General features: G+C 71.3%; 23 protein-coding genes. 14 read left to right on the top strand and 9 right to left on the bottom strand.

Going from position 1 to position 22,739, the window contains the following annotated elements; genetic code table 11:
- Nucleotides 1–25 precede the first annotated feature (25 nt).
- A complete protein-coding gene (locus ACZ4M3_RS12680; protein WP_467731760.1) occupies nucleotides 26–484 on the top strand; it encodes a VOC family protein in 459 nt (152 codons plus the stop codon).
- Nucleotides 484–1,389: a pyridoxamine 5'-phosphate oxidase family protein gene (locus tag ACZ4M3_RS12675; RefSeq protein WP_467731758.1), complete on the top strand. Its 906-nt coding sequence runs from the start codon at nucleotides 484–486 to the stop codon at nucleotides 1,387–1,389. The genes ACZ4M3_RS12680 and ACZ4M3_RS12675 overlap by 1 nt, the downstream gene beginning before the upstream one ends.
- On the opposite strand, the gene ACZ4M3_RS12670 is transcribed toward ACZ4M3_RS12675, so the two are convergent.
- Together ACZ4M3_RS12670 and pepN are read right to left on the bottom strand one after the other, a co-directional pair.
- Nucleotides 1,365–2,327: a hypothetical protein gene (locus tag ACZ4M3_RS12670; RefSeq protein ID WP_467731756.1), complete on the bottom strand. Its 963-nt coding sequence runs from the start codon at nucleotides 2,325–2,327 to the stop codon at nucleotides 1,365–1,367. The two genes, ACZ4M3_RS12675 and ACZ4M3_RS12670, sit on opposite strands and share 25 nt — an antisense overlap.
- 164 nt (nucleotides 2,328–2,491) lie before the next feature.
- Nucleotides 2,492–5,053, bottom strand: a complete 2,562-nt coding sequence (gene pepN / locus ACZ4M3_RS12665; protein ID WP_467731754.1) for an aminopeptidase N — start codon at nucleotides 5,051–5,053, stop codon at nucleotides 2,492–2,494.
- A 126-nt stretch (nucleotides 5,054–5,179) separates the two neighbouring features.
- Here pepN and ACZ4M3_RS12660 point away from each other — a divergent pair, with 126 nt between their 5' ends.
- Nucleotides 5,180–5,827, top strand: coding sequence for a mycothiol-dependent nitroreductase Rv2466c family protein (locus tag ACZ4M3_RS12660; RefSeq protein ID WP_467731752.1), 648 nt, complete (start codon nucleotides 5,180–5,182; stop codon nucleotides 5,825–5,827).
- A gap of 131 nt (nucleotides 5,828–5,958) precedes the next feature.
- On the opposite strand, the gene ACZ4M3_RS12655 is transcribed toward ACZ4M3_RS12660, so the two are convergent.
- The 3 genes from ACZ4M3_RS12655 to ACZ4M3_RS12645 all read right to left on the bottom strand — a co-directional run bounded on the left by ACZ4M3_RS12655 (nucleotide 5,959) and on the right by ACZ4M3_RS12645 (nucleotide 9,724).
- Nucleotides 5,959–6,615, bottom strand: a complete 657-nt coding sequence (locus tag ACZ4M3_RS12655) for a superoxide dismutase (RefSeq protein WP_361311048.1) — start codon at nucleotides 6,613–6,615, stop codon at nucleotides 5,959–5,961.
- 171 nt (nucleotides 6,616–6,786) lie between these two features.
- Nucleotides 6,787–8,199 (bottom strand): amino acid permease, encoded by a 1,413-nt coding sequence (locus ACZ4M3_RS12650; protein WP_467731749.1) that lies wholly within the window; start codon nucleotides 8,197–8,199, stop codon nucleotides 6,787–6,789.
- A 115-nt stretch (nucleotides 8,200–8,314) separates the two neighbouring features.
- The gene (locus ACZ4M3_RS12645) at nucleotides 8,315–9,724 is read right to left on the bottom strand and encodes an amino acid permease (protein ID WP_467731747.1); all 1,410 of its coding nucleotides are present in this window, start codon (nucleotides 9,722–9,724) and stop codon (nucleotides 8,315–8,317) included.
- Between the two features lie 287 nt (nucleotides 9,725–10,011).
- Here ACZ4M3_RS12645 and ACZ4M3_RS12640 point away from each other — a divergent pair, with 287 nt between their 5' ends.
- A complete protein-coding gene (locus ACZ4M3_RS12640; protein ID WP_467731745.1) occupies nucleotides 10,012–10,593 on the top strand; it encodes a biotin transporter BioY in 582 nt (193 codons plus the stop codon).
- A gap of 90 nt (nucleotides 10,594–10,683) precedes the next feature.
- Here ACZ4M3_RS12640 and ACZ4M3_RS12635 read toward each other — a convergent pair whose 3' ends face one another.
- Nucleotides 10,684–12,117 (bottom strand): amino acid permease, encoded by a 1,434-nt coding sequence (locus tag ACZ4M3_RS12635; protein ID WP_467731743.1) that lies wholly within the window; start codon nucleotides 12,115–12,117, stop codon nucleotides 10,684–10,686.
- A 230-nt stretch (nucleotides 12,118–12,347) separates the two neighbouring features.
- Between ACZ4M3_RS12635 and ACZ4M3_RS12630 the strand changes: the two genes are divergently transcribed.
- The gene (locus ACZ4M3_RS12630; RefSeq protein WP_467731741.1) at nucleotides 12,348–12,833 is read left to right on the top strand and encodes a ribose-5-phosphate isomerase; all 486 of its coding nucleotides are present in this window, start codon (nucleotides 12,348–12,350) and stop codon (nucleotides 12,831–12,833) included.
- 115 nt (nucleotides 12,834–12,948) lie between these two features.
- Nucleotides 12,949–13,755, top strand: coding sequence for an Fpg/Nei family DNA glycosylase (locus ACZ4M3_RS12625; RefSeq protein ID WP_467731739.1), 807 nt, complete (start codon nucleotides 12,949–12,951; stop codon nucleotides 13,753–13,755).
- A 10-nt stretch (nucleotides 13,756–13,765) separates the two neighbouring features.
- Here the strand turns inward: ACZ4M3_RS12625 and ACZ4M3_RS12620 are convergent, their stop codons facing one another.
- Nucleotides 13,766–15,001, bottom strand: a complete 1,236-nt coding sequence (locus ACZ4M3_RS12620; RefSeq protein ID WP_467731737.1) for a GNAT family N-acetyltransferase — start codon at nucleotides 14,999–15,001, stop codon at nucleotides 13,766–13,768.
- 144 nt (nucleotides 15,002–15,145) lie between these two features.
- Here ACZ4M3_RS12620 and ACZ4M3_RS12615 point away from each other — a divergent pair, with 144 nt between their 5' ends.
- The 6 genes from ACZ4M3_RS12615 (at nucleotide 15,146) to ACZ4M3_RS12590 (ending at nucleotide 20,094) form a co-directional block, all read left to right on the top strand.
- Complete coding sequence (locus ACZ4M3_RS12615; protein WP_467731735.1) at nucleotides 15,146–16,261, top strand: PP2C family protein-serine/threonine phosphatase; 1,116 nt, start codon at nucleotides 15,146–15,148, stop codon at nucleotides 16,259–16,261.
- 601 nt (nucleotides 16,262–16,862) lie between these two features.
- Nucleotides 16,863–18,266, top strand: coding sequence for a pyridoxal phosphate-dependent decarboxylase family protein (locus ACZ4M3_RS12610; RefSeq protein WP_467731733.1), 1,404 nt, complete (start codon nucleotides 16,863–16,865; stop codon nucleotides 18,264–18,266).
- Complete coding sequence (locus ACZ4M3_RS12605; protein WP_467731731.1) at nucleotides 18,263–18,718, top strand: HD domain-containing protein; 456 nt, start codon at nucleotides 18,263–18,265, stop codon at nucleotides 18,716–18,718. Before ACZ4M3_RS12610 ends, ACZ4M3_RS12605 begins: the two co-directional genes overlap by 4 nt.
- A gap of 135 nt (nucleotides 18,719–18,853) precedes the next feature.
- Nucleotides 18,854–19,048, top strand: coding sequence for a hypothetical protein (locus tag ACZ4M3_RS12600; protein WP_136216973.1), 195 nt, complete (start codon nucleotides 18,854–18,856; stop codon nucleotides 19,046–19,048).
- Nucleotides 19,049–19,091: 43 nt separating this feature from the next.
- Nucleotides 19,092–19,412 carry a hypothetical protein gene (locus tag ACZ4M3_RS12595; protein WP_467731729.1) on the top strand — a complete coding sequence of 107 codons (321 nt, stop codon included), beginning with the start codon at nucleotides 19,092–19,094 and terminating at the stop codon, nucleotides 19,410–19,412.
- Between the two features lie 325 nt (nucleotides 19,413–19,737).
- Complete coding sequence (locus tag ACZ4M3_RS12590; protein WP_467731727.1) at nucleotides 19,738–20,094, top strand: hypothetical protein; 357 nt, start codon at nucleotides 19,738–19,740, stop codon at nucleotides 20,092–20,094.
- Here ACZ4M3_RS12590 and ACZ4M3_RS12585 read toward each other — a convergent pair.
- Both ACZ4M3_RS12585 and ACZ4M3_RS12580 read right to left on the bottom strand, forming a co-directional pair.
- On the bottom strand, nucleotides 20,091–20,603 hold the full coding sequence (locus tag ACZ4M3_RS12585) for a hypothetical protein (protein ID WP_467731725.1): 513 nt from the start codon (nucleotides 20,601–20,603) through the stop codon (nucleotides 20,091–20,093). The genes ACZ4M3_RS12590 and ACZ4M3_RS12585 overlap by 4 nt on opposite strands.
- Nucleotides 20,604–20,634: 31 nt before the next feature.
- On the bottom strand, nucleotides 20,635–21,354 hold the full coding sequence (locus ACZ4M3_RS12580) for a GntR family transcriptional regulator (protein ID WP_467731723.1): 720 nt from the start codon (nucleotides 21,352–21,354) through the stop codon (nucleotides 20,635–20,637).
- A gap of 26 nt (nucleotides 21,355–21,380) precedes the next feature.
- Here ACZ4M3_RS12580 and ACZ4M3_RS12575 point away from each other — a divergent pair, with 26 nt between their 5' ends.
- Nucleotides 21,381–21,719, top strand: a complete 339-nt coding sequence (locus ACZ4M3_RS12575) for a hypothetical protein (RefSeq protein ID WP_467731721.1) — start codon at nucleotides 21,381–21,383, stop codon at nucleotides 21,717–21,719.
- Between the two features lie 410 nt (nucleotides 21,720–22,129).
- Nucleotides 22,130–22,654 (top strand): hypothetical protein, encoded by a 525-nt coding sequence (locus ACZ4M3_RS12570; protein WP_467731719.1) that lies wholly within the window; start codon nucleotides 22,130–22,132, stop codon nucleotides 22,652–22,654.
- Nucleotides 22,655–22,739 lie beyond the last annotated feature (85 nt).

Below are 22,739 nucleotides of genomic sequence, written 5' to 3'. Positions count from 1 at the left end.
TGGACAACTCCGGAAGGGGGCAGCCGTGACGGCTGTCATCAGCACGCTGCGCACCGGCCACGTGGGCCTGAACGTCACCGATCTCGACCGCTCGCTCGCGTTCTACCGGGACGCCCTCGGCTTCGAACTCCTCGGCGAGGGCAAGGAGGACGGCCGCCGCTTCGCCTTCCTCGGCCAGGACGGCGCCCTCGTCCTCACGCTCTGGCAGCAGGCCGCGACCGGCTACGAGCCCGCCTCCGCCGGCCTGCACCACCTGGCCCTGTCCGCCGGCACCATCGAGGAGGTGCGGGAGTACGAGACCCGGCTGCGCCACCTCGGCGTCGACTTCGCCCACGACGGCGTGGTGGCCCACCGCGAGGGCGCGGCATCGGGCGGCATCTTCTTCCACGACCCGGACGGGACCCGCCTGGAGATCTCCGTCCCCAACGGCGCCGAGGGTGCTCCCGTACCCACCCCCGGGGCCCCGACCTGCGGATTCTTCTAATGCCCGGGTACCACTGGGGCTCCCTGGCCGTACAGGAGCAAGTCGGTGTCCGAGACCTCGCCGAGCACGTCGGCCGCTCGATCGGCGCCGACATCCGCGACGTCGCCGCCGCCTTCCTCGCCCAGCAGCCGCACCTCGTCGTCGGCGCGGCCGACGGCGGGGGCCGGTTGTGGGCCTCCCTGCTCACCGGCGCCCCCGGCTTCGTACGGGCCACCGGCCCGCGGCGGATCGAGGTCGAAGGCGGCCTGCCGGAAGGCGATCCCCTCGCCGGAGCCCTCGCGACCACCGGTACCGCGGTCGGCACCCTCTCGCTCGACCCGCGCACCCGGCGCCGGATGCGCCTCAACGGGACCCTGGAGGCCACGCCGGGCGGGTTCGCGGTGGCGGCCGAGCAGGTCTTCGCCAACTGTCCGAAGTACCTCCAGAAGCGGCAGCCGCTGCTGCGCGAGCAGGCGGGCCGCGGTGTCGTCAGCCGCACGGGCGTGCTCGCCCCGGGCCAGGCGCGGGCCGTCCGGGCCGCCGACACCTTCTTCATCGCCACCACCGCCGGGCGCGACGGGACCGACGCCAGCCACCGGGGCGGCCTGCCCGGCTTCGTGGAGGTGCACTCGCCGACCGAACTGTCCTGGCCGGACTACCCGGGCAACGCGATGTTCATGACCCTGGGGAACCTGGTCGCCGACCCCCGGGCCGGACTGCTGTTCCCCGACTGGGAGAGCGGGGCGGTGCTCCAGCTCAGCGGGCGGGCCCGGACCGAGTTCGGGGCCGGCGGCGAGCGGCGGGTGCGCTTCGTGGTGGAGTCGGCGGTGCAGAGCCTGCATCCGGGGCGGCTGCGGTGGAGCGCCCCGGAGTACTCCCCGGCCAATCCGGCGCTCCCGGCTCACCGGGGCAGTACGACCAGGTAGGCCGCGGGTTCCCGGTCGCCGGAGGCCGTCAGGGCGGTCCGGACGACCGCGGCCTGCTGCTCGGGCCAGTCGCGGAGCTTGCGCGGGGTGATGTGGATGACGGTCACCCCGAGCCGCTCCAGGGCGTCGCGCTTGCGGACGGCCTCCGACCACTGCTCGTCCTCGCCCTGGCGGGGCGCCCGGGTGTCGATCTCGACCGCGACGGCGTGGTCGGGCCAGTACGCGTCGACCCCGCCGACGTGGGGGCCGCCGGGCAGCCGCAGGTCCACGTTCCAGACCGGCTCCGGGAGCTCGTAGCCGCGTACGAGCTGGTAGAGCCGGTCCTCGGCGATGGCCCGGCCCTCGGCGAGGAGGGCCTCGACCGCGTCGACCACGTGCGGCCGGTTCAGCAGCCGGGCCATCGTCAGCTCCCGGACGAGCGCGGCCGGTTCGCAGTGCCCCGCGCGGACCGCCTCGCTCAGCAGGCGGCGTACGGCAACGGCGTCGGAGAGACGGGCGACGGCGTCGGCGACGGCCCGGGCCACCGGGGCCACGGGCAGGCCGGTCACCTCCACCGGCCGGGGCGGGGTGTGCGCGCGGATGATCCGGACGCCCCCGGTGGAGCGGAGCCGACGGGTGTTCGAGACGAGTACGTCGATGTGCGAGAGCGCCGTGAGCGCGGGGGCCGCGCTGAACCGGTACAGGGCGAGGGCGGCGAGCCCGGTGATCATCGCCTCGTCGGCGGTGCGCCGCCCGGCGTACAGCAGGGCGGCGTGCAGCCGCTCCTCGCTGGTCGCGGCGCCGGAGTGGAGCAGGAACACCCCGGGCAGGATCTGCTGCCACGGCCGGCCCGCGGCGTCGGAGGCGCTGACGCCGTGCTCGCGCAGCTGCGCGAGGGTCAGCACGCGGGGGCGGCTGCCGGTGAGGTGGGTGAGGGGGAGGGGCGTGTTGTGGTTCATGCCGCGGAGATTCCCGCGCGGCGGGGGCCTGCTAACCCCTGTTACATGCCCGTCGACAAATCGGGACAAGACCGCACTAAAGTACGGCCGTTCGAAAGCCGATACCGCCGTTCGCTTCCCGTCCGGAGCCGGACGCCCCGGTCCGGACGGGAAGCGCGTCCGCGCTATCCGGCGGTGCCGGCGCCCGCGTCACAGGCCTGCGCACGCAGCGCGCGGGCCAGGTCGTCGCGGGACTCGATCACCAGCCGCCGCAGCGCGGGCGGGGCCGACTCGTGCGCGCCCAGCCAGGCGTCCGTCGCGTCCAGCGTGGCCTGCGAGTCCTGCAGGGCGGGGTACAGGCCCTTCACCACGTCCATCCCGATCTGGATCGACCGCTGTGCCCACACCCGCTCGATCGCCTCGAAGTAGCGCGGGGTGTGGGACGCCAGCAGGGCCCGCTGCGAAGACTGCTGCATCCCCGCGATCGTGGCCTCGACCAGTGCGTTCGACAGCGCGTCCGACTCCACCACCGCCGCCCACGCCTGGTCCTTGACCGCCGCCGACGGCCGGGCCGCCAGGCACCGCACGTGGTGGCGGCGCCCCGACGCCGTGTCGTCGCGCGCCAGTTCCGCCGACAGGGCGCCCTCGTCCACCGCCCCGTGCGCGGCCAGCGGCAGCAGGAAGTCCCAGCGCAGCTCCTGGTCGACCTCCAGCCCGTCGATGCGCGCCGAACCGTCGAGCAGCCCCAGCAGCAGCTGGAAGTCGCCCTCCGTGGTCGCGCCCGCCGCGAAGAACCGGGCCCAGACCAGCTGGTGCTCGGACCCCGGCTCCGCGAACCGCAGTTCCTGGAGCGCGACCGCCGACAGCGCCCGGCCGCCCTGCTCGCGCCAGTCGGGCGCCGCGTAGTGGGTGACGGCCGTCAGCGCCTGGGCGTGCAGCATCTGGAGCACGCCGAGGTCGCTCTCCCGGCCCGCGTGGGCCAGGACCAGCGAGACGAAGTCGCGGGCCGGCATCAGGCCGTCGCGGGTCAGGTTCCACAGCGCCGACCAGCACAGCGCCCGGGCGAGCGGGTCCCGTACGCCGCCCAGGTGCGTGCGCAGCGTCGCCAGCGAACCCTCGTCGAAGCGGATCTTGCAGTAGGTGAGGTCGTCGTCGTTGACCAGGATCAGGTCGGGCCGCTCCTGCCCGGCCAGCTCCGGCACGGCCGTACGCGCCCCGGCGACGTCCGCCTCGGTCCGCGCGTACCGCACGAGCGCGCCGTCCTCCAGCCGGTACAGGCCCACCGCGACCCGGTGCGGGCGCAACGGGTCGCCCTCCTGCACCACCGCGAGTTCGGTGATCCGGCCGGCCGCGTCGTAGGCCGTCACCGGCGTCAGCGCGTTCACCCCGGCCGTCTGGAGCCAGGCCCGCGACCACGCGGCCATGTCCCGGCCGGAGACCTCCCCGAGCACCGACAGCAGGTCGTCCAGGGTGGTGTTCCCGTACGCGTTGGCCTTGAAGTAGCGCCGCGCGCCCTCCAGGAACGCCTCCCGGCCGACGTACGCGACGAGCTGCTTGAGCACCGCCGCGCCCTTGGCGTAGGTGATCCCGTCGAAGTTCAGCTTCGCGGCCTCCAGGTCACGGATGTCGGCCGTGATCGGGTGCGTGGAGGGCAGCTGGTCGGCCCGGTAGGCCCACGCCTTGCGGTTGTTGGCGAACGTCACCCACGCCTGGTCGAACCGGGTCGCCTCGACCAGCGCGAACGAGCCCATGAAGTCGGCGAAGGACTCCTTCAGCCACAGGTCGTCCCACCACTTCATGGTGACCAGGTCGCCGAACCACATGTGCGCCATCTCGTGCAGGATGACGTTCGCGCGCCGCTCGTACGAGGCCTGCGTGACCTTTCCGCGGAAGATGTACTCCTCCCGGAACGTCACCATGCCCGGGTTCTCCATCGCGCCCAGGTTGTACTCCGGCACGAAGGCCTGGTCGTACTTGCCGAACGGGTACGGGTAGTCGAACAGCTCGTGGAACAGGTCGAAGCCCTGCTTGGTGACGAGGAAGACGTCGTCGGCGTCGAAGTGCTTCGCCAGGCCCTTGCGGCACATCGCGCCCAGCGGGATCGTCAGGTCCCCGCGCGTGTAGGTGTCGGTGACGTAGTGGTAGGGGCCCGCCACCACACAGGTGATGTACGTCGAGATCGGGGCGGTCTCGGCGAAGCGCCGGGTCTGCCCCTCCCGGGACTCCTCGACCCCGTTGCTCCACACCTGCCAGCCCTCGGGCGCGGTGACCTCGAAGCGGTAGGGCGCCTTCAGGTCCGGCTGCTCGAAGTTCGCGTACACCCGCCGGGCGTCGGCCGGCTCGTACTGGGTGTAGAGGTAGACCTCGCCGTCCTCCGGGTCCACGAAGCGGTGCATGCCCTCGCCGGTGCGGCTGTAGGCGCAGTTCGCGTCGACCACCAGCACGTTCTCGGTGGCGAGGCCCTCCAGCGCGATCCGCGAGCCGTCGAAGACGGCGGCCGGGTCCAGGGCGCGCCCGTTCAGGGTGATCGCGTTCACCGAGGGGGCGATCAGGTCGGCGAACGTGGCGGTGGCCGGAGCCGCGGCCCGGAAGCGGATCGTCGTCACCGAGCGGAAGGTGCGCGGCCCCTCGGCCGGTTCGGCCTCGTCCACCGCCGACCTCAGGTCGAGGGACACCTCGTAACCGTCGACGGACAGCAGCTCGGCCCGTTCGCGGGCCTCGTCACGGGACAGATTCTCTCCGGGCACGTGCACTCCTTCGTGCGTGATCGCGGTCTTGCGTCGAATCCTCGCACGGGGGGAATGTGAGCGGCCCGGTGCTGGTTGGGCTGGGGGCAGGCTGACCGGATACGGGTGTATGACTTGAGGAGAGACATGGCCGACACGCAGGTGCGCGGGAAGACCCCGGTCGATTTCTGGTTCGACCCGCTCTGCCCCTGGGCGTGGATGACCTCGCGCTGGATGCTCGAAGTCGAGAAGGTGCGCGACGTCGAGGTGCGCTGGCACGTGATGAGCCTTGCCGTCCTCAACGAGAACAAGCTCGAAGAGCTGCCCGAGCGCTACCGCGAGATCCTCGGCCCCAAGGGCTGGGCGCCGGTGCGGGTGGTCATAGCGGCCCAGCAGAAGCACGGTGACGAGGTCACGGGCAAGCTCTACACGGCTCTCGGCACCCGCATCCACAACGAGGACAAGGGCGCGACCCGCGAGGTCATCGCGGAGGCGCTGGCGGAGGTCGGGCTCCCGGCCGAGCTGCTCGCCTACGCCGACTCCGACGAGTACGACGAGGTGCTGCGCGCCTCGCACAACAACGGCATCGAGCGCGTCGGCCAGGAGGTCGGCACCCCGGTGATCTCCGTACCCGGTGCCGACGGCGCCGAGGTGGCCTTCTTCGGGCCGGTCGTGACCCCGGCCCCGCGCGGCGAGGCCGCCGCCCGGCTGTGGGACGGGACGCTGCTCGTCGCGTCCACCCCGGGCTTCTACGAGATCAAGCGCACCCGTACCCGGGGCCCCGTCTTCGAATAGGCGCAGCTCCCGCGGATCCCGCGCACAGAAGACCCCCCCTGAGTCACGTCCTCAGGGGGGTCTTCCGCTCTGCACGCCCGCCGGTGAAGGCTGAGAAGACGATCACGAGGCGGACGGGCCGGTGCCGCCGATCAGCCCTTGGCGGGGATCAGCAGCGGGGTGTTGGCCTTGGCGTCGGCGTAGCGCTTGGCCACGTCCTGCCAGTTGACGACCTTCCACATCGCCTCGATGAAGTCGACCTTCTGGTTCTTGTACTGGAGGTAGAACGCGTGCTCCCAGGCGTCGAACACGAGGACCGGCACCGAGGCCTGGCCGACGTTGCCCTGGTGGTCGTAGACCTGCTCGACGATCAGCCGGCCGCTGATCGGCTCGTACGCGAGCACGCCCCAGCCGGAGCCCTGGGTGGCGGACGCGGCGAAGGTCAGCTGCTTCTTGAACGCGCCGAACGAGCCGAAGGATTCGGTGATCGCGTCGGCCAGGTCGCCCAGGCCGTCGGCGGCGGTGGGCTCGCCGCCGCCCTCGCCGGTCTTGGGGCTGGCCATGTTGTGCCAGTAGATGCTGTGCAGGATGTGGCCGGAAAGGTGGAACGCGAGGTTCTTCTCCAGGCCGTTCAGCGCGCCCCAGTTCTCCTTGTCGCGCGCCTCCGCCAGCTGTTCCAGCGTGGTGTTGGCGCCGGCGACGTAGGCCGCGTGGTGCTTGTCGTGGTGCAGCTCGATGATCTGCGGGTTGATCACCGGCTCAAGTGCCGCGTAGTCGTACGGAAGCTCAGGAAGCGTGTAGATGGCCATGCGTGTATCCGGTCCCCTCAGCGTGCCAACTGCTTATTGCAATCCATGCGCAACTGCACGCTAACAGTATCTATTCCTGAACACACGTAAGGGTCACCTGCCTTCCACCGGCACGCGAAAGGCGCGCCCCGTGCCTTCGCGCGGGACGCGCCTGGGGACGCGCGGCAGGGGTCAGGTCCGCGCGGCGGCGGACGCGGCCCAGCGCTCGCGCACCCGGCCGGTCACCGCGAGGGCGGCGGTCAGCCCGCCGGTGAAGAGGACCTGGACCCGGGTGTCCTGGCCCACGGCCATCAGCACCAGCACCCCGGCGACCCCGGCCACTGCCACCCACGTCAGGTACGGGAAGCCCCACATCCGCACGACCAGCTTGCCCGGCGCCGCCCGCTCCAGGCGGCGCCGCAGCACCGCCTGCGAGACGCCGATGAAGCCCCAGACGACGAGGATCACCCCGCCCACCATGTTCAGCAGCCAGGCGAACAGGGTGTCCGGGTACCAGTAGGACAGCAGCACGGTGACGAAGCCGAACCCGGAGGAGGCCAGCACCGCCCGGCGCGGCACACCGCCGCTCACCTTCCCCAGCGCCCGCGGCCCCTGGCCCCGGGACACCAGCGAGTGGGCCATGCGCGAGGAGCCGTAGATGTTGGCGTTCATCGCGGACATCAGGGCGATCAGGATGACCACGTTCATGATCTGGCCGGCGCCCGGGATGCCCAGGCGGTCCAGGGCGGCTGCGTACGGGCCCTGTTCGACCACCGCCGGATCGTTCCACGGCAGCAGCGTGACGATGACCAGCATCGAGCCGACGTAGACGATCGCGATCCGCCACATGGTGGTCCGCACCGCCCGGGCCACCCCCTTGACCGGGTCCCGCGACTCGGCGGCCGCGATCGTCACCGTCTCCAGACCGCCGTACGCCACCACGGACGCGAGCAGGCCCACCAGCAGCCCGTCCACCCCCCGGGGCAGGAAGCCGCCTTCGTGGACGAGGTGCGCGGCACCGGGGGAGGCGGTCCCGGGCAGCAGCCCCAGGACGGCCAGCACCCCGAGGCCGAGGAACAGGGCGATCGCGCCGATCTTGAGGGCGGCGAACCAGAACTCGAACTCGCCGAAGTTCTTCACGGCGGTCAGGTTGCTCACGGTGAACACCACCATGAAGAGCAGCACCCACAGCCACGACGGGGTCCCCGGGAACCAGCCCGTCATGATGTGCGCCGCGCCGATCCCCTCGATGGCCACGCCGACGCACAGCAGCGTCCAGAACATCCAGCCCGCCGTGAACCCCGCCCAGGGGCCGATGGCCCGCTCGGCGTGGACGGAGAACGAGCCCGAGGCGGGATTCGCCGCGGACATCTCGCCCAGCATCCGCATCACGCACATCACCAGCAGCCCGGACACGGCGTACGCGAGCACGATCGAGGGGCCCGCGGCCGCGATGCCGGCGCCGGAGCCGACGAACAGCCCGGCGCCGATGACCCCGCCGAGCGCGATCATCGACAGGTGGCGCTGCTTGAGGCCGCCCCCGAGGGGCGACCCGGCGGGGTCCGCGCCCGGGGCGCGGGGCGGAGTGACGGTGGTACGGCTCATGGGCGAGTGCCTGTCCGGTGTGCGGGTGGACGGGGTGAAGTGCCCCAGCTTCACCTCTGTCCGCTCTCCGGATGGTTGGCGTCCGCTATCCGGACACCCGGATGACCGGGCGTGATCATTCCGGTACGCGGCTCCGGCGGGCGCGCAGTTCCCGTACGCCCGCGATCACCAGCACCGCCGCCGCCGCACCGGAGGACCACAGCAACTGCGGCCGCGCCGAATCGTCGAACAGCATCAGCACCAGCACGGCCGCCATGCCGAGCAGCGCCACCCAGGTGAGGTACGGGAAACACCACATCGGCAGCGTCAGGCGCTCCGGCATCTCCCGCTCGATCCGCCCGCGCAGCCGCAGCTGCGAGACCGCGATCAGCGCCCACACGAACAGCAGCACCGCGCCGACCGCGTTGAGCATGTAGAGGAACACCGTGTCCGGCCACAGCAGGTTCAGCAGCACCGACACGAACCCGAACGCCACCGAGGCGAACACCGCGCGGCGCGGCACCCCGCCCTTCGACACCTTGAGCAGTCCCGTGGGCGCGTCGCCGCGCTCGGCCAGCGAGAAGACCATGCGCGAGGCGCCGTAGAGATTGGCGTTCAGCGCCGACAGCAGCGCCACGAACACCACGATCTCCATGATCTGACCGGCCGACGGGATGCCGATGGAGTCGAGCACGGCCACGTACGGGCTCTGTCCCGGCTCCAGCGAGTCCCAGGGCAGCAGGGTCACGATCACCACCATCGAGCCGACGTAGAAGAAGAGGATGCGCCACACCGCGCTGCGCACCGCGCGGGCGACCGAGCGGGCCGGGTCGTCGGACTCGGCGGCCGCGATGGTGACGACCTCCAGGCCGCCGAAGGCGAAGACGACGGCGAGCAGGCCTGCGACCACCCCGCCGAACCCCTTGGGGAAGAACCCGCCGTGGCCCCTCAGGTTCTGCACGCCGACGGGGTCGGTGTCGGGCAGCAGGCCGAAGACCGCCAGCGTCCCCAGGATCAGGAACAGCACGATGGCCCCGACCTTGAGGGCCGCGAACCAGAACTCGAACTCGCCGAAGTTCTTCACCGCGGTCAGGTTGGTGACGGTGAACACCACCATGAAGACCAGCACCCAGACCCACTGGTCGACCGACGGCAGCCAGCCGTGCGCGATCTTCGCGGCGCCGGTCGCCTCCACGGCGAGCACCACGACCAGCAGGAACCAGTACAGCCACCCCGCCGAGAAGCCGGCCCAGCGCCCCAGCGCCTTCTCCGCGTAGACCGAGAACGAGCCGGAGGCGGGCATCGCGGCCGACATCTCGCCGAGCATCCGCATCACCAGCATCGCGAGGGCACCGGCGAGCAGGTACGAGCAGATGATCGCCGGTCCGGCGATGGAGATGCCGGCGCCGGAGCCGACGAAGAGCCCGGCACCGATCACTCCGCCGAGACCGAGCATGGTCAGGTGGCGCTGCTTGAGGCTGTGGCTCAGGGGTTCGGGGGAAAGCCCGTCCGCGGGGGCGGGCGAGTCGGTCAGGCGGTCGCGCATGAGGGTGGGCTCGTACTCTCGTTCGGCCTGGTGGCGATGGGTATTCGCGCAGATTGGAGGGACCCTACAGTCTCGCTGGAGGGCGTCCGTCTGCGCAAAACGGGCGTGAAGTCTCTACTGGGTCGTGATGGGGATCACTGCAACTCTGGTGTGGTGAAGGGTTTTTGTCTACTCCCCACCAAACCGGGCGGTACGCCTTGTCCCTGGCGGCGGTGGGGCGGCGACCGGCCCCGGACTAACGTCGATGATCGTCCCGTCACCCGTTCACCCCCACCCGGAGTCCCCTGATGAGCACTGCTTCCGTCACCTCCCGGCCCGGCGCCGTCCTCGCCGACCTGCTGCCCGCGAGCCGCGTCCGCGACGCCGCGCTCGTCGTCGGCTCGGCCGCGCTGATGGGCGCCGCCGCCCAGGTCGCGGTCAAGGTGCCGGGGCTGATCGTGCCGATCACCGGCCAGACCTTCGCCGCGCTGCTCATCGGCGCCGCGCTCGGCCCCGGCCGCTCCTTCCTCTCCATGGCGCTGTACACGCTCGTCGGCATGGCCGGCGTGCCGTGGTTCGCGCACGGCGCCTCGGGTGCGGGCGGCGCCACCTTCGGCTACGTCCTGGGCATGCTGCTCGCCTCCACCGTCGTCGGCGCCCTCGCCCGGCGCGGCGCCGACCGCTCCGTGCCGCGTACGGCGGCCGCCATGGTGCTGGGCTCCGCCCTCGTCTACGCGGTGGGCGTCCCGTACCTGGCGCTGGCCGCCGGGATGTCCTTCGGCGCGGCCGTCGCGGGCGGCATGATCCCGTTCCTGATCGGCGACGCCCTCAAGGCGGCCCTGGCGATGGGCCTGCTGCCCGCCACGTGGAAGCTGCTCGACCGCGGCTGACCGGCCCGCGCACGGACGCGCGTACGAAGCAGCCCCGGACCACGAGCGGTGGTCCGGGGCTGCTTCGTACGCGCGGGAGGTCGCCCAGGACTACGCGGCCGTGACGGCCTTGCGGCGCCAGTTGCGGACCACGCCGATCACGATGACGACCGCCGCGACGAGCAGCGACAGCATCACCGTCTCGCGGTTGTCCTTGTCGTAGACCATGTAGGCCAGGACGAAGGTGATCATCGCGGCGGTGATCCAGGTCAGACCCGGGAAGAGCCACATCTTGACGGTGAGCTTCTCCGGCGCCTCGCGCTCCAGGATCCGGCGCATCCGCAGCTGGGTCAGGCAGATGACCAGCCACACGAAGAGCGCGATCGCACCCGAGGAGTTCAGCAGGAAGTTGAAGATCGTGTCCGGGAACGCGTAGTTGAAGTACACGGCGAGGAAGCCGAAGACCACGGACCCCAGGATCGCGGCGGTCGGCACGCCGTTCTTGCTCACCTTGGCGAACGCCTTCGGGGCGTCACCGCGCTCGCCCAGCGAGAACGCCATGCGCGAAGCGGTGTACAGGCCCGAGTTCAGGCAGGACAGCACGGCCGTCAGGACGATCACGTTCATGATCTGACCGGCGTGCGCGATGCCGATCGAGTCGAGGGCGGCGACGTAGGAGCCCTTCTTGACGATCGACGCGTCGTTCCACGGCAGCAGGGTCAGCACGATGAAGATCGAGCCGAGGTAGAAGACGCCGATGCGCCAGATCACCGAGTTGGTGGCCTTGGTGACCGCGCGGCGCGGGTCCTCGGACTCGCCGGCCGCCAGGGTGACGATCTCACTGCCCATGAAGGAGAAGACGACCATCAGCACACCGGTGAGGATCGAGCCCCAGCCGTTGGGCATGAACCCGCCCGCGTCCGTGAGGTGCGCGAAGCCCGCGCCCGGGTTGTCCGAGCCCGGCAGCACGCCGAAGACGGCGAGCATGCCGACGATCACGAAGGCGCCGATGGCGACGACCTTGATGCCGGCGAACCAGAACTCGAACTCGCCGTAGGAGGCGACCGAGCCGAGGTTGGTGACGGTCAGGACCGCCATCACGATCAGGGCCCAGCCCCACTGCGGGACGGCCGGGATCCAGCCTTCGAGGATCTTCGCGCCGGCGGTGGCCTCCACGGCCAGGACGACGACCCAGAAGAACCAGTACAGCCAGCCGATGGAGAATCCGGCCCAGCGGCCGAGCGCGCGGTCGGCGTACGCGGAGAAGGAGCCCGAGTTCGGGCTCGCGGCGGCCATCTCGCCGAGCATGCGCATCACGAAGACGACCATCGCGCCGACGAGTGCGTACGACACGAGGATGGCGGGACCGGTCTTGGCGATGCCGCCGCCGGAGCCGACGAAGAGTCCTGCTCCGATGACGCCGCCGATGGCGATCATGGACAGGTGGCGGTTCTTGAGACCGGCCTTCAGACCATCGGAGGGCTGGGCGTCGCCGGGGGTTCCGGAGGGGTCGCCTGCCTTCTTTAGGGTCGTCGTGGAGCTCATGGACGATTCCTTAGGTTCTCGGGTTGCGAGTCCCGGCATTGAAACCTGAGATGAACGTCAGACGGAAGACCTGGTTCCGGAAGGTTGCCCGGGGCTAAAGTCCGGGACCTTCGTCCCACCCCGTCCCGTCTGGGTTGTTGGGGATAATTTGAGCTTGCCGAGTGACCCATGCCACACCCCGCCCGGCACCCTCCAGCGGCGGTCCAGGGCGGCCGTGCCACACTCGGACCATGCGCGTGTACCTCGGATCTGACCATGCCGGCTTTGAGCTGAAGAACCACCTCGTGGACTGGCTCAAGAGCAACGGCCACGAGCCCGTCGACTGCGGGCCCCACATCTACGACGCCGTCGACGACTACCCGCCGTTCTGCCTGCGCGCCGCGGAGAAGACCGCCGCGGACGCCGACGCCCTCGGCATCGTCATCGGCGGCTCCGGCAACGGCGAGCAGATCGCCGCGAACAAGGTCAAGGGCGTCCGCGCCATCCTGGCCTGGAGCGTCGAGACCGCGAAGCTCGGCCGTGAGCACAACAACGCCAACGTGATCTCCGTCGGCGGGCGCATGCACACCCAGGACGAGGCCGTCAGCTTCATCGAGGCCTTCCTGGCGACCCCGTACTCCGGCGAGGAGCGCCACACCCGCCGCATCGACATGCTCACCGCCTACGAGACCACCGGCGAGCTGCCCCCGATCCCGGCCCACCACCCGCAGGGCTGACCCGCCCCACCAGCCGGAGCCGTGCCGCCGGACCACCGGCGGCACGGCTGCTCCGCTGCTCGTCGCCTTACCGCTCGTACCGCTCGTACCGCTCGTCGCCGTCAGGAGCCTCGCCGTGCCCGAGGGGCATACGATCCACCGCCTCGCCCAGGACCACACCGAGCGCTTCGCCGGCCGCCCGGTACGGGTGAGCAGCCCGCAGGGCCGGTTCGCCGAGAGCGCCGCCCTGCTCGACGGGCGCACCCTGGAGAGCGCCGAGGCCCACGGCAAGCACCTCTTCCTGGAGCTCGGCGACGCCTGGATCCACATCCACCTCGGCCTCTTCGGCAAGCTCGGCTTCGGCCCCGCCCCGGCCCCGCCCGCCACCGACACCGTCCGGCTGCGCCTGGCCAACCCGGACCACTGGGCCGACCTGCGCGGGCCGACCGCCTGCGCGCTGCTCGGCGAGGGGGAGAAGAAGGCGATACACGAGCGGCTCGGCCCCGACCCGCTGCGCCCGGCCGACGACCCCGACCGGGCGTGGCGGCGGATCTCCCGCTCCCGGACGACCGTCGCCGCGCTGCTCATGGACCAGAAGGTGATCGCGGGCGTCGGCAACGTCTACCGCGCCGAGGTCCTCTTCCGCCACGGCGTGGATCCGTACCGGCTCGGCAAGGACCTGACGCGGGCCGAATGGGACGCGATCTGGGCCGACCTGGTGGACCTGATGCGCGAGGGCGTACGGAACAACCGGATCGACACCGTCCGTGACGAGCACCTCCCCGAGGCCATGGGCCGCCCGCCCAGGGTCGACGACCACGGCGGCGAGGTGTACGTCTACCGGAGGGCGAACCTGCCCTGCCACATCTGCGGCGGCGAGATCCGCACCGCCGGTCTCGCCGCCCGCAACCTCTTCTGGTGCCCGGCCTGCCAGGCCCGCTAGGAGCGGCTCACTAGAACCCGTGCGGGAGCCAGGGCGCCAGATCTCCGGTGAACGCCCGCGAGGCGCGCGCCAGCGCGCCCGGGCGCAGCTCGCGGACGCGGCCCGCCCCGGCCAGCGAGGCCAGCGTGGTCCCGCCCAGGTACGCCGAGCCCAGGTCCCGCACCGACAGCTCCAGGTCCACCGGGTCCGCGCTGCGCACGCAGGACGCCGTCCCCTCCGGCCCGGCGCGCAGCCGCCAGCGGCCCTCGTTCCACGGGCAGAACGCGTCCTCCACCTCCAGGACCACGTCCAGCGGCGTCGCGTACCGCCGTGCCTCCAGGGCCGCCCCGAGGTCCACCAGCCGCACGTACAGCGCGTCGCGCGGGCTCGGCCGGCACCGCCGTACGTCGTTCACCAGGTGCAGCACCGGATCGTCCGCCGGGCGTCCCGAGGCCCGGACCGTCCAGGTCAGGTCGATCTCGCAGAGGTAGCGCCACAGCGCCGCGTACGCCGCCGGGTCCAGCGCGTCCAGATCCGCCACGTCCACCGTCCCGGCGGCGCCGGTGGGCTCCCAGTCCACCTTCACCCGGTAGCGGGCGTACCCGATCACCTGACCGTCCGGTGCCTCGGCGACCACGCACTTGAGCGGCGAGGCGCCCGCCCGTCCGGCCTCCGGGTCCAGCAGCGCCTGCCGCTCCCAGCCCGGCTGCCGGGCGGGCATCCCGGGCCGCCGCGGCACCAGGGCGGCGTAGACCCGCTCACAGTCGGCCAGGGCCTTGTCCGGGTCCACCAGGCGCAGTCGGACCGCGTCCGTCCCCGGCGGCACGCCGAGCCGTACCCGGCTGGTGTCGATCTCCAGGGCCAGCGCGCAGGTGGCGGCGCCGTAGCCGAACCGCCCGTAGATCTCCGGCTCGGAAGCCGTCAGCACGGCGAGCGGTTCACCACCCGCCCGGACGTCGTCCAATTGGCGGCGCATCAGCGAGGTCAGCACCCCGCGCCGGCGGTGGGTCGGCGCGACGCCCACCATCGTGACCCCCGCGGCGGGCACCAGGACCCCGCCCGGCGCCGAGATCCGGAAGCTGAACGCACCCGCGGAACCCACGCAGTCCTCGCCGTCCCAGACGCCCAGCGAGCGCTCCAACTCCGTGAGCGACTTGTACAGTTCGCGCTCCTCGGGGGACTCGGGCACACCGCCGAACGCCAGTTCAAGGTGGTCGTACCAGACATCCCACTCATCAGCCTGCAATACCCGCGTCTCAAGAGCCATATGGGCATCCTTACCAGGGCAATCCCGTCCAGTCGAAGCGATATCGACCTTCGGCGGCCCCCAGGTCCGGGGGTACCCCTGCGCACGCACAGCCAGGATGGATAGGGTCCCGAAGCAATGGCCGGAGCACGTGTGGAGACGCTCATGGCCCGGACGCGCATGCTGTCGCACCGGGCCCGCACCGGCGTGCGCAAATCCGCCGTGGACTACTTCCGCGGCGACGCCTCCGACTGGCTGGCCTTCGCGGGCCTGCTCCTCACCGTGCCCGCCTTCGCCTTCGGCACACTGATGGTGCCCGTCTGGTTCTCGCCGTCGGTGCTCGTCCTGCCCATCGTGGCGGGGGGCCTGCTGCTGCGGCCGGCCAGCCTGCTCGCCCTGTACGCCGCCTCCGCCGTCGCCCTGATCGTGGAGGCCCTCGTACTCGGGCCGTACACGGAAGGACCGGCCCGGGTCACGCCCGGCACGGTGCTGGTGGTCGCGGCCTGCGGGTTCTTCGGGCTGGTCATCGCCCAGTTCCGCAGCCGGGTCGGCGTACCGTGGCGGCGCGGCGGCACCATGCTGTTCGACCTGCGCGAACGCATCCGGGTGCAGAGCAAGCTGCCGGCCCTGCCGACCGGGTGGCACCGCGAGATGGCCCTGCGGCCGGCCGGCGGCCAGTCCTTCTCCGGGGACTTCGTCGTCGCCGCGCGCACCAACGGCGGGCGCACCCTGGAGATCGTGCTGACCGACGTCTCCGGCAAGGGCATGGAGGCGGGCTCGCGGGCCCTGTTGCTCTCCGGCGCCTTCGGGGGCCTGCTGGGCGCGCTGCCCCCGCACGGATTCCTGCCCGCCGCCAACGGCTACCTGCTCCGCCAGGACTGGGAGGAGGGCTTCGCCACCTCCATCCACCTCGTCCTGGACCTGGAGACGGGGGACTACGAACTCCTCTCCGCGGGCCACCTGCCCGCCCTCCAGCTCTCGGCGGGCACCGGCCGCTGGCGGGAGGTCTCCGGCGAGGGGCCGCTGCTCGGCGTCTACGACGGCGTCGAATTCACCCCGGCGCGCGGCAACCTGCGCCGCGGGGACGTCCTGATGCTCTTCACGGACGGCCTGGTCGAAACGGCGGACCGGGACATCAGCGAGGGCATCGACCGCCTGACGGGCGAGGCCGACCGCTACGTCGCCGCCGGCTGGGAGGGCGCGGCCTGGCACCTCATCGAAAAGGTCGCCAAGGACGTCAACGACGACCGCGCCCTCCTCCTCATCCGCCGCTCCCCGTAACCCACCCCCAGCCCCGCCCCACCCAGCCCTCGCTCACGTTTGAGGCGCGCCCATTCCGAGCCGCGCCGGGGTCCGAGGCCCGCCCATTCCGAGCCCGGCCGGGGTTCGAGGCGCGCCCATTCCAGCCCCGCCGGCGTTTGAGGCGCGGGGTCCGGGGCGGATCCCTGGAAGGCCCGGGCGCAGGCCGGGGTCGCTTGCGCTACGGCGCCGCAGTCGCGTGCTCCCGCCAAGCCCAAGCCCGGCCGGCGTTCGAGGCGCCGCCCAATCCAGCCCCGCCGGCGTTTGGGGCGCGGGGTCCGGGGCGGAGCCCTGGAAGACCCGGGCGCAGGCCGGGGTCGCTTGCGCTACTGCGCCGCACCTGCCCGTAGGCGCTCGCCCATCCCAGCGGCCGGGGTCCGAGGCCCGCCCGTTCCAGCCCCGCCGGCGTTTGAGGCGCGGGGTCCGGGGCGGAGCCCCAGGAGTCCCGGGCGCAGTCCCGGGTCGCTCGCGCCGCGGCCCCGCACCCGCCCGCCCCCCTGCCCCCGGCGGAGCCACCGGCCCCCGGCCACCGCCTCCGGATTGGCCCGCCCGCACCGCCCCGCCGCCCCCTACCGTGCCCCCCATGCACCCCACCCTCGCCGCCGACCTCGCCCGCCTCCCCGCCCTCCTCGACGCCACCCGCCGCGCCGCCACCGAGGCCCTCACCACCCTCGACGCCCGCCCCGTACTCCCGACCACGGCCACACCCTCGGCCACGGCCCCCCTCACCCCCGAGCCCCTCCCCGACCACGGCTCCGGCGCCGAAGCCGCCCTCGCCGTCTTCCGACACCGCTGGGAGCCCCGCCTGTCCGCCTCCGCCGGCCCCCGCTACCTCGGCTTCGTCACCGGCGGCGCCACCCCCGCCGCCCTCGTCGGCGACTGGCTGACCGCCGCCCACGACCAGAACAGCAACTCCGCCCTCGACGGCGCCGGCCAGGACCTCGAACGCGAAACCGTCGGCTGGCTCCGCGACCTCTTCGGCCTCACCCCCGCCCACACCGGCACCTTCGTCAGCGGCGCCACCATGTCCAACACCGCCGGCCTCGCCATCGCCCGCGAATGGCTCGGCGAGCGGACCGGCGTCTCGCCCTCCGACGACGGGGCGGCAGCCCTCGGTCCGGTCCGCGTCCTCTCCGGCGCCCCGCACTCCTCCATCGCCAAGGCCCTCTCCCTCCTCGGCCTCGGCCGCAATGCCCTGGTCCCCGTCCCCACCCTCCCCGGCCGGGAGGCCGTCGACCCCGCCGCCCTCGACCGCGCCCTGGCCGACACCCCCGGCCCCGCCGTCGTCGTCGCCAACGCCGGCACCGTCAACACCGTCGACTTCGACGACCTCCGCGCCGTCGCCGCCCTCAAGACGCGGCACGACTTCTGGCTCCACACCGACGCCGCCTTCGGCGCCTTCGCCGCGCTCTCCCCGGAGCACGCCCACCTCACCGCCGGCCTCGACGCCTCCGACTCCGTCTGCGTCGACCTGCACAAGTGGCTCAACGTCCCCTACGACAGCGCCGTCCAGTTCACCCGCCGCCGTGACCTCCAGGCCCGCGTCTTCCAGAACGCCGCCGCCTACCTCGGCCCCCTCGGCGACCACCCCGACCTGGTCCACCTGACCCCGGAGAACTCCCACCGGCTGCGCGCCCTCGCCGCCTGGTTCACGCTCCGCGCGTACGGCCGCCAGGGCCACCGGGAGATCGTCGAGCGCGACACCGCCTGCGCCCGCGCCCTCGGCGCCGAGCTCTCCGCGGACCCCGCCTTCACCGTCCTCGCCCCGGTCCGCCTCAACGTCGTCTGCTTCACCCTCGCCGACGCCCCCACCACCGCCCGGCTCACCGCCCTGCGCGAGTCCGTCCGGCAGGAGGTGTTCGTCACCCCCACCGTCTACGCGGGAACCCCCGCCCTGCGCGCCGCGTTCTCCAACTGGCGCACCACCGAGGCCGATGTGCGCCGGGCCGCACAGGCTCTGCGGACGGCAGCAAGGGAGCTCACATGACGGACCGGGCCCTGACCCTCCTCGAAGTGGAGGCCCTCGCCCGCGCGGCGCACGAGGGCCAGACCGACAAGGCCGGCCGTCCTTACGCCGAGCACCTCGCCGCCGTGGCCGAAGGCGTCCGCCTGCGCGGCGGCACGCCCGAGCAGCAGGCCGCCGCCTGGCTCCACGACGCGATCGAGGACCACGCCCTCACCCCCGACTGGCTCGAATCGGCCGCCTTGCCCGAGGAAGTCAAGTCGGTGGTCCGCGCGCTGACCAAGATCCCGGGCGAGCCGGTCGAGGAGTACACGGCCCGCATCCTCGCCACGCCGGGCGCCCTGCTGGTCAAGGAAGCGGACCTGGCGCACAACGCCGACCCCGCCCGCCTCTCCGTCCTGGACCGCCCCACCCGCGAGCGGCTGTCCGCGAAGTACGCGTATGTCCGCTCCCTCCTCGGCCTGCCCACCTCTTGACCCCGTCCCGCGGGCGAAAACCCGCCATGGCGATTCGTCACGAGACGGATAGCCGGGCCCGGTTGGTGGGAGGATGGTCCTTGTGGGGGCATGCGCCCCAGGCCGACCAGGGGACGACAGAAGGTGTGATCAGTAGTGGCCATTTCGCTGTCAGTGGTGGTTCTGTTGGCGATCATTTTGGTGGTGCTGATCCGTGGCAGCCACATCAAGGCCGGTCCGGCGATCGTCGCGGTCCTCTTCGGCTTCTTCCTGGCGTCCAGCTCGATCGCCCCGGACGTCAACCGCTTCCTGAACTCCCTGGCGGACACCATCGCGGGCATCAAGCTCTGACCCCGGCCGCGCCCGCCGACGGGCGACTCGGTAGCTTCGGCGCATGCCCGCCGCACTTACCGGCGTAGACGCCGCGTTCGCAGTCCTGTGCGGCCTGCTCGCCGCGCTCAACGCAGCTCAGGTCTTCCTGGGCCGCCAACTCGTCAAGCCCTCGGCGAGCAGGCGCTCACCCCGACAACTGCGCATCGAATCGGCGGCCGCCGCCGTGGCCATGGGCGGCGCTTTCCTGGTGGCCCTCGCCATGTTCACGCAGAAGGGCCCCCTCCTCGTATGCGGCGGCCTCCTCGCGCTCTCCGGCTGGACCGCACTCACGGTGGCCCGCGAACGCGCCTCGGCCCTCCCCGCGGCCGGCACCCGGACCTGAAACGGCCCCCGGGAATGACCAAGGGCCAGGTCGAGGAGACATCCTCTGACCTGGCCCTTGAGTGCTCAGAGCGGGTGACGGGAATCGAACCCAGCGTAGCTAGTTTGGAAGACCGCGTACGCGCGTCCGCCCTCACCAGCCAAGCTCCTGACCTGCACGTCCCCGCCCGCCTCTCCGACATTCCCTGAGGCTCCCCGCAGAAGCCCTCCCGTTCGGGCAGGCGGGAGACACGGCCCGCTGAGCTCTGGGAGACAGCGATGGCGAGCGCTATACGCGGTGGCGGCACATCACTGCTGCATCGCAGGATGCCGCCCAGGGAGGAACCATGGAACGGCCTGATCCGATGAGGCTGCTGGCCGGTGACGATGCGGCATCCAAGGCTGCTCTGGTGGCCCTCGCCGACGGCGCCGACTACGACGTATGGGAGGCCGGGACGAGGCTCTCGGACGGCCATGCAGGGATCTTTGCGATCCGACTTCGGTGCATGCAGCGGAAGGGCGCCGACAACCTGGGATGGGAACGAGCGCTGGAACTCCTTCGTGAGCGGGCTCAGCCCATCCGCATCGGCCAGATCACGTCCTCCGACAGATCATGGGTCTACACGATCTTCCTCACGGAAGACGGTGGCGCACTGGGGGCGTGCGCCGGCGTGCGGCGGGCGAACCCGTATTCAGCGCCTTAGGCGTTCGATCCGCCCTGGCACTGCTGGTGGCGGCAGGCGTCGTTTCGCTGGTGCAGCCGCCGAAGGTCTTGCAGAGCGACGACGGGGAAGGGGTGCTCTCCCCACTTCTTCAGATACCCGGCCTCGCCGTGGGTCCGCAACACCTCTTCGGCGGCCTCCATCACCGCATGGCTCAGCACGCTGCGGGGCTGTGTCGTGCTCCAGGAGAGGGTGCCCGCTTCGTCGGGCGCGTCCCAGCTCGTCGTCATGTCCGGGAAGCGGTAGATGGCGACGGAGACGTTCGCACCTTGGCGCCGCAGTCGCCACCTTGCTTCGGCCGGTTCGAGGTCGAAGGAGATCCGCTGGACGGCCGAGGGTCCGTAGAGCCCGACCATCGCACGCAACGTGTCGGCCAAGGCGTTCGTGAGGTAGCTGACGATGTCCTTCCACTCCGAAGCGCCCTCGGCGATCCGGCACGTAGCCCACCCGGAGCCGTCCAGTTCCCAGCTGAACCGGAGATCACCCGTCATCTTTGCCCTCCCCATTCGATCAACGGCGCCATCAACGGTTGACGCGGACCTCGTACACGATCTCGCACAGTGCGGCGGGGATGACGATGTCCGCGGTCTCCACGGGCTGCCCCTGGTCGCTGTAGTACGTCCGCCGGATGTGCGTGACCAGAGCGGCCTTCTGGATCCCGAGGAGGGATGCCTCCTCGGCACTCGCCTGCCGCGGTTCCGGCTGCTCCACGGCATGGCTGACGGTGATCCCGATCGCGGCCATCCGGTTCACGACGCCGACGCCGGCGTGCGGTCCGCCTTCCGGCAGTACGACGAGCGTCCCCGCGGTGAGCTCGTACGGCTCCCAACTCGTCGACAACTGCACCGGCCGACCATCAGCAAGGAACTCGTAGACCGTACGCACGCACAGCTCGCCCTCGGCAATCCCGAGCCGCGCCGCGATCTCGTCCGGCGCGGGCACCTTCGCCTCGGTCCGGCTCTCCCAGTTCCCCTGCTTGCCCAGGGCCTGCATGTCCGCGCGGAACGGGGAGCTGCTGAGCGGCTCGCGGGCAGAGGAGCGCACCACTCGGACGCGCTGACGGGGCTCCGCCACGTACGTACCCGAGCCCGCGCGGCCTTCCAGCACACCTTGCGAAATCAGCAGTTCCTGCGCCCGGCGTCGATCAGGCGCGTGGCGACCGACACCGCCGGTCGCGTGGTCGAAGCAGCCCTTCTGCTGCTTCCCGGCGACCGAGCTGACGCCCACTTCACCACGCGCCACCCGAGACAAGAGAGGAGTTCGAACACATGACGCCCCACAACGAACTGCGACTCCTCCCATGGTCGGGCCCAGACGGCAAGCCCTGCTTCCTGAGCGCCGACACGAGCGACGGCTACCTGTCGCGTCTGGCTGATATCTCGGAGGCAGCTCAGCTAGACCTGGGGACCGAACTCCTGGAACACGCCCTCGAACTACTCGCCGACAAGGAGGCGGAGCCAGACGAACTGCACACCCTGGCCACCGACCTGACCAGAGCCCTACGAGATGCGGTCCGCGTAGCAACCCGCCGCGGCCACCGCCTACCGAGATGGGCTCCTTCACCTCACGAGGAAGCCGGCCACATCGACGACCCGTCGGCCGCCTAGCGGAACGGACCATCCAGGACATTGAAGCCCCGGACCTCGTCTGGGGCTTCACTGCTTAGCTTCCATACAGACGACACACGGCTCCGGAGGCCCCGTACGGCTCGCGCGTTTCACCTGGTCAGAGGCTTAGGGTGCGATTGATTGCTACTCCCCGTCCAGGAGTAGGCCACGGCTCGCGGAACCCCGGAGATCAACCGCTGGAGACGTGTGGGCGCAAGGAACGGCGCTCGTATCCACCTGGTACGCCGTTGCCGACGGATGCGTGGCATCCGGCCGTTGATCCTGGCTCCGCTGAGAGGCCGTTCAGCTCTCATACCAGCCTGAGGCCCTTACGCGTCAGAGCCTCCGGCCGTATGTTCCCTCCTGACAGATACATGATAGGCGGGGACATGTCAGGACAATTGTTCACCTTGATCGGTGTGCTCGTCGGCGCGGTTGCGTCGTACGTCGGTGGAGCCCTGATGGAGAGATCTCGGTGGCGGCGCCAACTTTCCACACGGTGGGACGAACGTCGCCTGGAGTGCTATCTCCGGTTTGCCGACGCGGTCAAGAGGTTCACCTCGCTGGCAGGTCGTCTGGCTGCAGGCAAGGGACTCTTCGACCGGCCTCAGCCACTCGCCAGGGAGGCCGGCCTGGAGCTGCTGGCCGAAGCTGAGCTTGAGCGTGGCTATGCGTTCGAAGCCGTGCTCCTTATGGGAGACGCGGAATCCATCTCGGCAGCCAGATCGCTACAGCGGCACGCCTGGGTACTGGAACAGTTCGTTCGAGACATGCGCCCAGGTACGTCAGACGACTGGATGAGGGCGTTCCGGGAGTTTCAGGAGAAGCGTGATGAGTTCTACATTGCCGCACGCAACAGCCTTGGCGTCCATGCAAAGTTCCGGCTGCGATCCGAAGATCCAGCCATCCTCAGCCCGGACGCCCGCCACTTGTAGCCACGTCTGGCCGGCGAACAGCACTCTTTCCAAGTCTGTTGACGCAGGTCAGGGGTATGTCCGGGGCCGTTCACCTGCGTTCATG

It is taken from the genome of Streptomyces sp. NPDC026522, assembly GCF_055567555.1.
This window is presented reverse-complemented; position numbering and strand designations above follow the sequence as displayed.

What these genes read in the sequence shown, in the direction of transcription:
- ACZ4M3_RS12670 (WP_467731756.1), bottom strand. Translation starts at nt 2,327, where the DNA reads ATGAACCACAACACGCCCCTCCCCCTCACCCACCTCACCGGCAGCCGC.
- ACZ4M3_RS12605 (WP_467731731.1), top strand. Translation starts at nt 18,263, where the DNA reads ATGACGGACCGGGCCCTGACCCTCCTCGAAGTGGAGGCCCTCGCCCGC.
- ACZ4M3_RS12575 (WP_467731721.1), top strand. Translation starts at nt 21,381, where the DNA reads ATGACGCCCCACAACGAACTGCGACTCCTCCCATGGTCGGGCCCAGAC.
- ACZ4M3_RS12660 (WP_467731752.1), top strand. Translation starts at nt 5,180, where the DNA reads ATGGCCGACACGCAGGTGCGCGGGAAGACCCCGGTCGATTTCTGGTTC.
- ACZ4M3_RS12645 (WP_467731747.1), bottom strand. Translation starts at nt 9,724, where the DNA reads ATGCGCGACCGCCTGACCGACTCGCCCGCCCCCGCGGACGGGCTTTCC.
- ACZ4M3_RS12615 (WP_467731735.1), top strand. Translation starts at nt 15,146, where the DNA reads ATGGCCCGGACGCGCATGCTGTCGCACCGGGCCCGCACCGGCGTGCGC.
- ACZ4M3_RS12675 (WP_467731758.1), top strand. Translation starts at nt 484, where the DNA reads ATGCCCGGGTACCACTGGGGCTCCCTGGCCGTACAGGAGCAAGTCGGT.
- ACZ4M3_RS12650 (WP_467731749.1), bottom strand. Translation starts at nt 8,199, where the DNA reads ATGAGCCGTACCACCGTCACTCCGCCCCGCGCCCCGGGCGCGGACCCC.
- ACZ4M3_RS12595 (WP_467731729.1), top strand. Translation starts at nt 19,092, where the DNA reads ATGCCCGCCGCACTTACCGGCGTAGACGCCGCGTTCGCAGTCCTGTGC.
- ACZ4M3_RS12585 (WP_467731725.1), bottom strand. Translation starts at nt 20,603, where the DNA reads ATGACGGGTGATCTCCGGTTCAGCTGGGAACTGGACGGCTCCGGGTGG.
- ACZ4M3_RS12630 (WP_467731741.1), top strand. Translation starts at nt 12,348, where the DNA reads ATGCGCGTGTACCTCGGATCTGACCATGCCGGCTTTGAGCTGAAGAAC.
- ACZ4M3_RS12655 (WP_361311048.1), bottom strand. Translation starts at nt 6,615, where the DNA reads ATGGCCATCTACACGCTTCCTGAGCTTCCGTACGACTACGCGGCACTT.
- ACZ4M3_RS12640 (WP_467731745.1), top strand. Translation starts at nt 10,012, where the DNA reads ATGAGCACTGCTTCCGTCACCTCCCGGCCCGGCGCCGTCCTCGCCGAC.
- ACZ4M3_RS12620 (WP_467731737.1), bottom strand. Translation starts at nt 15,001, where the DNA reads ATGGCTCTTGAGACGCGGGTATTGCAGGCTGATGAGTGGGATGTCTGG.
- ACZ4M3_RS12635 (WP_467731743.1), bottom strand. Translation starts at nt 12,117, where the DNA reads ATGAGCTCCACGACGACCCTAAAGAAGGCAGGCGACCCCTCCGGAACC.
- ACZ4M3_RS12590 (WP_467731727.1), top strand. Translation starts at nt 19,738, where the DNA reads ATGGAACGGCCTGATCCGATGAGGCTGCTGGCCGGTGACGATGCGGCA.
- ACZ4M3_RS12610 (WP_467731733.1), top strand. Translation starts at nt 16,863, where the DNA reads ATGCACCCCACCCTCGCCGCCGACCTCGCCCGCCTCCCCGCCCTCCTC.